At 39.6% G+C, this 10,322-nt stretch carries 10 protein-coding genes; all 10 read left to right on the top strand.

The genetic code is table 11. The features are described 5' to 3' along the window. Positions 1–51: 51 nt before the first annotated feature. The 10 genes from A0J48_RS10090 (at position 52) to A0J48_RS10135 (ending at position 10,293) form a co-directional block, all read left to right on the top strand. Positions 52–549, top strand: coding sequence for an HNH endonuclease (locus A0J48_RS10090; RefSeq protein ID WP_200322719.1), 498 nt, complete (start codon positions 52–54; stop codon positions 547–549). A gap of 752 nt (positions 550–1,301) precedes the next feature. After that, complete coding sequence (locus A0J48_RS10095; RefSeq protein ID WP_200322720.1) at positions 1,302–2,579, top strand: DHH family phosphoesterase; 1,278 nt, start codon at positions 1,302–1,304, stop codon at positions 2,577–2,579. Between the two features lie 429 nt (positions 2,580–3,008). Beyond that, positions 3,009–3,416 (top strand): RusA family crossover junction endodeoxyribonuclease, encoded by a 408-nt coding sequence (locus A0J48_RS10100; protein ID WP_200322721.1) that lies wholly within the window; start codon positions 3,009–3,011, stop codon positions 3,414–3,416. Continuing rightward, entirely contained in the window at positions 3,413–4,654 is a 1,242-nt protein-coding gene (locus tag A0J48_RS10105) for a hypothetical protein (protein WP_200322722.1), read from the top strand. Before A0J48_RS10100 ends, A0J48_RS10105 begins: the two co-directional genes overlap by 4 nt. After that, entirely contained in the window at positions 4,651–5,274 is a 624-nt protein-coding gene (locus tag A0J48_RS10110) for a Shedu immune nuclease family protein (RefSeq protein WP_200322723.1), read from the top strand. The genes A0J48_RS10105 and A0J48_RS10110 overlap by 4 nt, the downstream gene beginning before the upstream one ends. Positions 5,275–5,361: 87 nt before the next feature. Then, positions 5,362–5,856: a phosphohistidine phosphatase SixA gene (gene sixA, locus A0J48_RS10115; RefSeq protein WP_200322725.1), complete on the top strand. Its 495-nt coding sequence runs from the start codon at positions 5,362–5,364 to the stop codon at positions 5,854–5,856. Between the two features lie 112 nt (positions 5,857–5,968). Continuing rightward, the gene (locus tag A0J48_RS10120; protein WP_200322727.1) at positions 5,969–7,105 is read left to right on the top strand and encodes a citrate synthase; all 1,137 of its coding nucleotides are present in this window, start codon (positions 5,969–5,971) and stop codon (positions 7,103–7,105) included. 636 nt (positions 7,106–7,741) lie between these two features. Continuing rightward, positions 7,742–8,860 (top strand): NADH-quinone oxidoreductase subunit NuoH, encoded by a 1,119-nt coding sequence (nuoH, locus tag A0J48_RS10125; protein ID WP_200322729.1) that lies wholly within the window; start codon positions 7,742–7,744, stop codon positions 8,858–8,860. A 95-nt stretch (positions 8,861–8,955) separates the two neighbouring features. Further along, positions 8,956–9,537, top strand: a complete 582-nt coding sequence (ndhI, locus tag A0J48_RS10130) for an NAD(P)H-quinone oxidoreductase subunit I (RefSeq protein WP_200322731.1) — start codon at positions 8,956–8,958, stop codon at positions 9,535–9,537. A 144-nt stretch (positions 9,538–9,681) separates the two neighbouring features. Next, positions 9,682–10,293 (top strand): NADH-quinone oxidoreductase subunit J, encoded by a 612-nt coding sequence (locus A0J48_RS10135; RefSeq protein ID WP_200322733.1) that lies wholly within the window; start codon positions 9,682–9,684, stop codon positions 10,291–10,293. The last annotated feature ends 29 nt before the right edge of the window (positions 10,294–10,322 follow it).

Below are 10,322 nucleotides of genomic sequence, written 5' to 3' on the forward strand. Positions count from 1 at the left end.
AAGGTATATTTGTGTTAAAATATCTAAAACTAATACCTTGAGCTAATATCAATGGGGAAGGTTTTAGTCCTAAACGCCTCTTACGAACCGCTCAACATCACGAGTTGGCGACGTGCCATAGTTTTGTTGATTAAAGGCAAGGCAGAACACGTAGAACATAACGGTAAATTCCTCTACTCGGATTTTCCTCTGCCAACCGTCATTCGGTTGCGCCATTACGTGCGTGTTCCCTATAAAGAAATTCCTTTAACGCGCCGGAATATATTGCATCGTGATGGTCATACTTGTCAATACTGTGGCTATACAGGAGACGAGTTGACCCTAGATCATGTTATGCCGCGATCGCGTGGGGGGGGTGACACCTGGGAAAACATTGTTACTGCCTGTGTACGCTGCAATGTCAAAAAAGGCTGTCGTACACCTCATGAAGCCAGGATGCCTTTGCGCCATCCACCCCGTCAACCTTACAGTAGTCTTTATTTTGAGGTGACTAAACATCTCAAGAGTGGACTTCATCAAGAGTGGCAAAAATATGTAATCGGACTTTGACATTACACAGAATTCACTAAAAAGCACAGAGATGAGTCTTTACCTGTAGGATTTGCTGTTTGACCTCGGTCAAGACAGTTTACCACAACTAGAGGGCTTAATTTGGCATTGCTTAGTCTTTATTTGCGGCTGATGGGGCAAATTCCCAGAAGCTGGGATAATGCTATGCCAAAAATTAGAGCAGCTATTAACAGACAGGTTCATTATTGTACCTCATTTTTATGAGGTGTAAATCATTGTGGCTATAAATTATCAGCCAATTCTGATAATTAGGCTCACAAGACGGTTTGCGTCCGAAAATTTACAGCAGCATTCAGCAGTAAAACTCTTTTGCTGGTTGGTTTGTGGGTAAATACCGTCCTTTATTTACCTACAAAATGCTGTATTAATTTGTAAATTAATAGGATAAGTATATTAGAATTAGGAACAAGAAAATCGAATTTATATCAAATATTGAGGCTAGTATAATACCACAATTTAAATAAATATTCAAGTCAAAATCAGCTTTGTCAGAGAAAAACTCTTTGTTCCATTCATAGCAAATGGTTTGCTGCCTGTTGGCTGGTTTATTCTAGAGTGTCTATACCATCCAAGCAGATGTGATCAATTCTTGACCAAAAATAGACCAAGCTATGCAGTGCAAAGACAGTAGATTTCTGTCAAGATCATAGTGTGTGGCTAAACCAGTGATGCAATGATTGGAGTATCTCGGAAGGCATACACGAGCCACCACGCTGAAAACCAAATGCCCTATGTACTTGAATTCTTCAGTTACTCAATTTGAGAGTTTGTCGTTAGAACCGAACCCGGAGGAAGTTGAGATAGATAAAGAATCTTATGAACTTCCACCATTGAATCGACCTTCTTTACCACCATCTAACGGTGATGGTGGCATCTATTTAGCTCAACGTGGCAATTCTCTAGCAGTTCAGAAATCAGAAGAGTTACAAAAAACTCTGCTTGGACACCGGCATGAGCGCCATCTGGTAATTCTACAAGATTTCCCTGATCCTGATGCTCTTTCCTGTGCTTGGGCTTACCAGTTAATTGCCCAACAGTACGATATCAAATGTGAAATCATTTATGCTGGGACTTTAAGCCACCAAGAGAATATTGCTTTAGTGAAGCTAACTACTTTACCAGCACAGCGATGGACAATCCAAACCCTGAAAAGTAAAGATTTATCATCTTATCAAGGGTTCGTACTAATTGATAACCAGGGAACAACATCTCAGCTATTATCAGCAGTACAACAGGCAGGAATTCCCCTCATAGTGATAGTTGATCATCATAGCTTGCAAGGAGAACTGAAGGCCGAGTTTGTCGATGTTCGTCCTTATGTGCGTGCAACTGCAACTATATTTACCCAGTATTTACAAGCGGGTTTGCTGGGATTAGATAGCAGTATTAGCCAGCACGTTAAATGTGCAACTGCTTTAATGCACGGTTTGCGCTCAGATACCAATAGGTTGATGCAAGCGCAGGAAGAAGATTTTATGGCTGCTGCCTATCTGAGCAGATTTTATGATGCTCAGTTGCTAAATGCCATTTTACAGGCAAATCGTTCCAAGCGGGTCATGGATGTGATCGAGCGATCGCTCAAAAATCGCATTGTCCAAAATAACTTTTCCATAGCTGGGGTTGGTTATTTACGCTACGACGACCGGGATGCTATTCCGCAAGCGGCTGATTTTCTAGTGACAGAAGAAAACGTTCACACCGCAGTAGTTTATGGAATTGTTCACGATGAAGATGACGAATTAGAAGTAGTCATAGGTTCCCTAAGAACCACAAAACTTACTTTAGACCCTGATGAATTTATTAAAGAAGCCTTTGGACAGGATAGCACTGGGCGGTTCTTTGGTGGTGGACGTACAGGTGCTGGTGGCTTTGAAATTCCCATGGGTTTTTTATCTGGGGGCAATGAAAATTCTGCTTATGCCAAAATGAAATGGGAAGTTTACGACGCACAAATTAAACAGAAATTATTGAAATTGGTGAATCCTAGAGATAACCCAATTCAGTCGTAGAGAATGGGTTGTTTTTAAGTACAAAGAATCAATAGCCGAATTACGTTAAAACCGATTCAAAGACGGTGTTGATTCAGTGGGGGTAAGGCGCATTGCTAAACCCCTACTAATTAATTTAGATTTGAGCTAAGAAATTTATTTTTTTGGTGGTAAATTCCTAACTAGCAAGCAGTGTATCAGACAAATCCTATGATAGGCGTAGTTATAAATATGGTAGAATTGAGATAAGTAAGTCGGCGTTAAAAATTTTACATATGTAACACAATGTAAAATCGACAAATGCCTTGACAATAAATCATTCTACAAATTTTACAAAACTACACATACATCGTTTTTATCGTGCCGACTTAGCTTATACCCAAGATTAGAAGAGTCAGTTGTGAAAAGTTCTGCAAGTTTATTAATTTTTTATAAAAAGATGCACTTGGAATGCCAATAACATCTTTTGAATTTCTCATTCCCAGACGACCTGTTTCAGTACAGGCAAAAAAAGGTTTTGAGCAATGGAAAGCTTTTATTAAGTCTGAAGCTCAAAAGGTTTGGTCTTTTGGCAGCCCAATTAAAGATACTTATTTACAGCTTACGCTAGTTTATCTTTGTAGTGATGATAACCCCCCTGACACAGATAACATTATCAAGCTAATACAAGATGCACTTATAGGCTTAGTTTATGAAAATGATAGTTTAGTATTAGACGTAGAGAGTCATCGTCGTTTTCTATCTGAACCAATTGATATTACCAACTTACCTTCATTATTACAACAAGGAGTGATAACAGGCAAAGAGTGTGTGTATGTAAAAGTGAGTGAATCTCAACCATTGGAAAAATACTTATGATTAACAACACTAGAAGTTTACATGATGAAAAAGTCAAATCTTTGGCTGATAAGTATACAAATGAAGGATTTCGCGTTTTAGTTGAACCTAAAAAAGATGAATTACCAGAATTACCATTTGATTTAGGTAATTATCTACCAGATATTCTTGCTATTAAGAATGAATCCGGTTTAATAATTGAGGTAAAAACCAGTCTCAGCCGAGTTTCAGTAGATAATTTGCAGGCTATAGCCAATAAAATTAGTAGACACCCAGGTTGGCGTTTTTTATTAGTGACACTTGAAGATATAGAAGCTGAATCATTACCTGGACTAACTGAACAACTTCCTTCCTGGCAAGAACTAATTGACTATCTTAGTCAAACTCAGAAGCTGATTGAGAGTAATGAAATTGAGCCTGCCTATCTTTTTCTGTGGAGTATTTTTGAGGGTGCGTTAAGAAAGCGAGCAGTTGAGGTATCGATTCCCGTTGAACGTTTACCACTTATAAAATTACTTAAGCAAATGTACTCTTTGGGAGAGTTATCAATCTCTCAATCTGATACTATTCAGGCTTGTCTTAAAGAGCGAAATCGCCTCGCTCATGGTTACATTCAAAAGCTAAATTGGGAAGTTTTACTTGCGTTTGTAAATTTAGTTTTTACGTTATTAAATGAATGGATTCCTAACATATCTGAGAACCAAAAAATAGCAGTTCTAGCGGTTGTCAGGCAAACAATAGCTAGTATGACCAAAAATATTAATGAAACCACAGCACAAAGATATCAGACAGTCCTGGAAATAGTTGCTTCTGTGTTAAACGACGAAACAATAGAAAAGAAGCATAAAATACTGGCAGCTATTCAGCAGCGTTTGGAACAAGAAGAAAGAGGAACTAATTATTTCAATGATCTTCAACACATAGTTGAGGAGTATTGTGATCCTTCTATTGAATCCAATAATCAACAGCTAAAGAAAAATCAAGTAGTTTTACTTGATAAAGCACAAATAGCAATTGATGCTTTACCAACTCAAGATCAAGGAAAAATTAGTCATGCTATTAGTTGTCTAGAAAAATTTCCTGATTGTTCAGAAGTTGAGGTTTCTAAACTGAGTTCAATCCCAAATTATTTCATTGCAAAGGTAGGCATATACAGAATCATTTTTGAAGTTAAATCTGAAAAATTAACTATTATTGATATAGTTAATTTCAATCGAATTGAAATGTTATATGGCTCATTAGAAAAGGCTAAAATATGAAAGGTCTAGATTCTTTTACCATAGACCTTAAACAGTGTCTAGTTGAACTTAAGGAATTTGAAAAATTACTTCTCAATAATAGGGAATTAAAAGAAAACAAGGATATACTTCCTTTCTTTAAACAGAGACTTCATTTATCTGCTTTTATTGGTTCTTACGTTCCTAATATCGTTAGATTCAACCACATTAAACATGAATTTACATTTTTTGGAGATTTTCGTGCTGATTTAGCCGTTGGTGATTCTGTAAATAATACTTACTGTTTCATTGAATTTGAAGATGCTATGGAAGATAGTATATTTGTAAATAAAGGAAGAAGTACATTAGATTGGTCGCCTAGATTTGAACATGGATTTAGTCAAATAATTGATTGGTTTTGGAAGCTTGATGATGAAAAAAATACTTCTTCAGCACGTGCTATTTTTGGAACTGAGAATATAGAATTTTATGGCATTCTTGTTATAGGTAGAGATACTTTTATATCTCCTATTGATAAAGCTAGATTGAAATGGCGTTTAAATAAAGTTTTAGTAGACTCACGCAAAGTAATTTGCATAACATTTGATCAATTAGCTAAAGATACGAGAGATAGACTTTCACTGTATCCACAGATTTTATGAAATTGCTGAATTGCTAATTTTTGCGCTTTTTATTTTTTGCGTTTTTGCGTGAACTAAAAAATAATATAAAAATGCTCAACTCAAACTATGGAAATATATTTAATTCGTCATGGCATCGCCGAAGAACATCAACCAGGGCTAAAAGATGAAGAACGTCAACTAACCAAAGAAGGAAGACAAAAAACCGAAAAAGTAGCCCAAAGATTATTAAAACTAGATTTACACTTTGATTTAATCCTCACCAGTCCCCTAGTACGCGCCCAACAAACAGCAGAAATACTTATAGCAGCTGGACTTAGTTCTCAATTAGAAATATCTCACCATCTCTCCTTTGAAGGCGATATTAATAGCTGGTTAAAAGACTGGTTAGAACCAAGAAATTATACTCAACAAACCCAACTAGCATTAGTAGGACATGAGCCTTGTTTGAGCAGTTGGGCAGAAATTCTCCTCTGGGGGGAAGCAAAAGAACGCCTCGTCCTGAAAAAAGCAGGTATGATCGGAATAAAACTACCTGATGATGGTTCTCCTTTGGGTCGTAGTCAAATGTTCTGGTTGACACCACCCAAGTACCTGCTATAACAGTTTTTCGAGCTTTCGCATAGAATTGTTGTTAAATCGGCAACTGTTATGGTGAAAATAATCTCTGGTAAGTTAGCGTGTTCAGATATTTCACAAAGCAAACGGTGTAGCCATGACGGTGTGCGAATACAAGCCTGGTTTAGAAGGCATTCCCGCAGCCCAATCGAGTATTAGCTATGTAGATGGGCAAAAGGGAATACTGGAGTATCGTGGCATTCGGATTGAAGAATTAGCAGAAAAAAGTACATTCTTGGAAACTGCTTATCTTTTAATCTGGGGAGAATTGCCCAGCAAGGAAGAATTGGCGGCTTTTGAAGAAGAAGTTTGTAGCCACAGACGAATTAAATACCGCATTCGGGATATGATGAAATGCTTTCCTGAAAGTGGTCATCCAATGGATGCACTACAAGCTTCTGCTGCTGCCTTGGGGTTATTTTATTCTCGTCGTGACTTACATAACCCTGTTTATATTCGGGATGCAGTGGTACGTTTAGTAGCGACAATTCCCACAATGGTAGCGGCTTTCCAGTTGATGCGGAAAGGTAATGACCCTGTAAAGCCAAGGGATGATTTGGATTACGCTGCTAACTTCTTGTATATGCTGAATGAGAAAGAACCTGATCCGTTGGCAGCAAGGATTTTTGACATCTGTTTGATTCTGCACGTTGAGCATACAATGAATGCTTCTACCTTCAGTGCGCGAGTCACAGCTTCCACCTTAACTGACCCCTATGCGGTCGTTGCCAGTGCCGTAGGTACTTTAGGCGGACCCCTGCATGGTGGTGCTAACGAAGAAGTTATTCAGATGTTGGAAGAAATTGGCTGTGTGGATAATGTCCGTCCCTACATAGAAGATCGTCTGCAAAAAAAGGCGAAAATTATGGGATTTGGACACCGTGTATATAAGGTAAAAGATCCACGGGCGACAATTTTGCAACGCTTGGCAGAGCAACTGTTTGAGAAGTTCGGCTACGACAAGTATTATGAAATCGCCTTGGAAGTGGAACGGGTAATGGCAGAAAAAGTTGGCAGCAAAGGGATTTATCCCAATGTTGACTTTTATTCTGGGTTGGTGTATAGGAAAATGGGAATTCCCACGGATTTATTTACACCTGTTTTTGCGATCGCTCGTGTAGCTGGTTGGTTAGCACACTGGAAAGAACAACTCGCAGAAAACCGGATTTTCCGTCCTACCCAAGTTTATAACGGTCGTCACGAAATCGCTTACACTCCCATCGACCAGCGTTAATTAGGTAGAAATATAGATGACGGGTGACAAGTAACCAATTTTAGATTTTAGATTTGGGATTAATGCCCAAGAATGGACACATTGATAACTGTCATCTGTCTAATGAAGTGGGCTTGCAGCCACATATAGCAGAAGGCAAGAGGCAAGAGGCAAAAAGCAAGAGTGAAACCCTTGCTATTATTAGTTTTCAAGGATTAATAATGTCCTAATCATTCTGGTTACAGCTATATCTCAAGTCGATCATCTTAAATTGGTATTGTCATCACAGCCCCTATTGCTGGAAAATCAGAAAATTTGCATAGAACCAGAAAACCGTAACCGACAAGGAAACGGCAGATTTGGCTTGTCTGGAAACAGGGAACAGGCAACAGGGAACAGGCAACAGGGAGAAGGTTATTCTACACCCCACACCCCACACCCTACACCCTCTTCTTTCTTAATCCCAACCATAAGTAGAAGTTGTCATCTTGGTTAATGGGGTGAAAACCATCCAAGGATATACTAAACTCATGGGTTGGCAACAAATCTACAAATAGGCATCATCTCGGCAGAGATTATCAACTAGTGAATTTACAGTTATTAACTTGATTGATAGTTGTAATTCATCGTGACTTGACGACTTAAAGAGTAGCAAAAATGAATGCAGGAATTGACCTCCAAGGAACTTTTATTCAATCTGTCAGGGATTTAGGAATACCACCAGGGGCAGCCAAAGCAATTTGGATGCCATTACCAATGATCCTGATGTTGATTGGTGCAACGGTAGGTGTACTGGTTGCTACCTGGCTAGAACGGAAAATTTCTGCTGCGGCACAGCAACGGATTGGCCCTGAATACCAAGGGCCTTTTGGGTTGTTAGTGCCTGTGGCAGATGGTCTCAAGCTAATCTTTAAAGAAGATATAGTTCCAGCCAAAGCAGACCGCTGGCTGTTTACTCTCGGCCCAGTAATTGTGGTGATTCCGGTATTCTTGTCGTTTCTGATTGTCCCCTTTGGGGAGAATATCGTCATTACCAACGTAGGTATGGGGGTCTTTTTGTGGATTGCATTGTCTAGCATTCAGCCCATTGGCTTGTTGATGGCAGGTTATGCATCCAATAATAAATACTCTCTGCTAGGTGGTTTACGGGCAGCAGCACAGTCAATTAGTTATGAAATTCCGTTGGCGCTGAGTGTGTTAGCGATCGCCATGATGTCTAATAGCCTCAGTACAGTTGATATCGTCAATCAGCAATCTAATTTTGGTATTCTAGGCTGGAATGTGTGGAGACAACCCCTAGGGTTTCTCATTTTTTGGATTGCTGCTTTAGCTGAATGCGAACGCTTACCCTTTGACTTACCGGAAGCAGAAGAAGAACTAGTAGCAGGTTATCAAACCGAATATTCAGGTATGAAATTTGGTTTGTTTTACTTAGGTTCTTACATTAACCTAATCCTTTCTTCCCTGCTTGTAGCAATTTTATACTTGGGCGGTTGGCATTTCCCTATTCCCATCGACCTGCTTGGGGAATGGTTAGGAGTAAGTCCCAACAATCCTGTACTCCAGGTAGTGACAGCTGCTTTAGGTATCACTATGACCGTACTTAAAGCCTATTTTCTAGTATTTCTTGCCATCCTCATTCGTTGGACAGTGCCACGGGTAAGAATTGACCAGTTGTTAGATTTAGGATGGAAGTTCTTGCTACCTGTTGGTTTGGTTAATCTCCTATTAACCGCTGCCCTGAAATTAGCTTTTCCCGTCGCCTTCGGTGGATAAGGAAATTTTAGATTTTAGATTTTAGGTTTTGGATTGAATCTTAAATCTAAAATCCAAAATCCAAAATCCAAAATTCTTAAAGAGAGACACAAACAATGCTAAAGTTCCTCAAACAAGTTGGTGATTACGCCAAAGAAGCAGTACAATCAGCGCGTTACATCGGACAGGGGCTGTCTGTCACCTTTGACCACATGCAGCGTCGTCCCATTACCGTACAATACCCTTACGAAAAATTGATTCCTGGTGAACGATTTCGCGGTAGGATTCACTATGAATTTGACAAGTGTATTGCCTGTGAAGTTTGTGTGCGTGTTTGTCCCATTAACCTCCCTGTAGTTGATTGGGAAATGGACAAAGCCACCAAGAAGAAAAAACTCAAACACTACAGTATTGATTTTGGAGTTTGTATTTTCTGCGGTAACTGCGTGGAATACTGCCCCACTAACTGCTTATCCATGACAGAAGAATATGAACTGTCTACCTATGATCGCCACGAATTGAACTACGATAACGTCGCACTAGGACGCTTGCCTTACAAGGTAACAAATGATCCAATGGTGACACCCTTGCGCGAACTGGTTTATCTACCTAAAGGCGTACTCGAACCCCACGGTGTACCAGCAGACGCTCCTCGTGCTGGTTCTTTCCCAGAAGACTTAGTAGAAGCAGAAAAATAAATTAGTCATTAGGAACAGGGAACAGGAAACAGGGAACAGGGAACAGAGGAAATATCAATTAAAACACTCTTGCCTTTTGCCTTTTGCCTTTTGCCTTCTTCCACTGACAACTGACAACTAATAACTGACAAAGGACAAAATACAGTGAATCTAGCGGAAGGAGTACAAGTTGTTTCATTTGGCATATTGGGTGTAATGATGATTGGGGCGGCACTAGGTGTAGTGCTGTTTTCTAACATTGTCTATTCCGCGTTTTTGTTGGGTGGTGTGTTCATCAGCATGGCGGGACTTTACCTATTGCTAAATGGTGATTTTGTCGCAGCAGCACAAATTCTGATTTATGTCGGTGCAATTAACGTGCTGATTTTGTTTGCCATTATGTTGGTAAACAAGCGTCAGGATTTTTCCCCTTTACCTAGTGCTGGTGTGCGGAAAATAATTACAGCTGTAGTGAGTATAGGACTGTTTGCCCTGTTAAGTACGATGGTACTGGCAACACCTTGGGCTTATTCCTCTACATCTGTTGCTGCTCAAAATTCCATAGTTTTAATTGGTGAACATTTCTTCACAGACTTTTTGCTGCCCTTTGAGTTGGCTTCCGTTTTGTTGCTGATGGCAATGGTGGGAGCAATTATTTTGGCTCGTCGGGAATATTTGCCAGACCAATTAACCCCTTCCGAACTGCCACAAACAATCTTAACCTTGCCAGAACGTCCCAGAGAACTGGTATCAACTAGTAGTGGTACAGAAGAATAAAAAGATGGGGAGGCAGGGGAGGCAGGGGA

It is taken from the genome of Sphaerospermopsis aphanizomenoides BCCUSP55 (assembly GCF_001586785.1).
GTDB classification, from domain to species: Bacteria; Cyanobacteriota; Cyanobacteriia; order Cyanobacteriales; family Nostocaceae; genus Sphaerospermopsis_A; species Sphaerospermopsis_A aphanizomenoides_A.

Coding starts and splice junctions, on each gene's coding strand:
- A0J48_RS10090 (WP_200322719.1), top strand. CDS start 52: ATGGGGAAGGTTTTAGTCCTAAACGCCTCTTACGAACCGCTCAACATC.
- A0J48_RS10095 (WP_200322720.1), top strand. CDS start 1,302: ATGTACTTGAATTCTTCAGTTACTCAATTTGAGAGTTTGTCGTTAGAA.
- A0J48_RS10100 (WP_200322721.1), top strand. CDS start 3,009: ATGCCAATAACATCTTTTGAATTTCTCATTCCCAGACGACCTGTTTCA.
- A0J48_RS10105 (WP_200322722.1), top strand. CDS start 3,413: ATGATTAACAACACTAGAAGTTTACATGATGAAAAAGTCAAATCTTTG.
- A0J48_RS10110 (WP_200322723.1), top strand. CDS start 4,651: ATGAAAGGTCTAGATTCTTTTACCATAGACCTTAAACAGTGTCTAGTT.
- sixA (WP_200322725.1), top strand. CDS start 5,362: ATGGAAATATATTTAATTCGTCATGGCATCGCCGAAGAACATCAACCA.
- A0J48_RS10120 (WP_200322727.1), top strand. CDS start 5,969: ATGACGGTGTGCGAATACAAGCCTGGTTTAGAAGGCATTCCCGCAGCC.
- nuoH (WP_200322729.1), top strand. CDS start 7,742: ATGAATGCAGGAATTGACCTCCAAGGAACTTTTATTCAATCTGTCAGG.
- ndhI (WP_200322731.1), top strand. CDS start 8,956: ATGCTAAAGTTCCTCAAACAAGTTGGTGATTACGCCAAAGAAGCAGTA.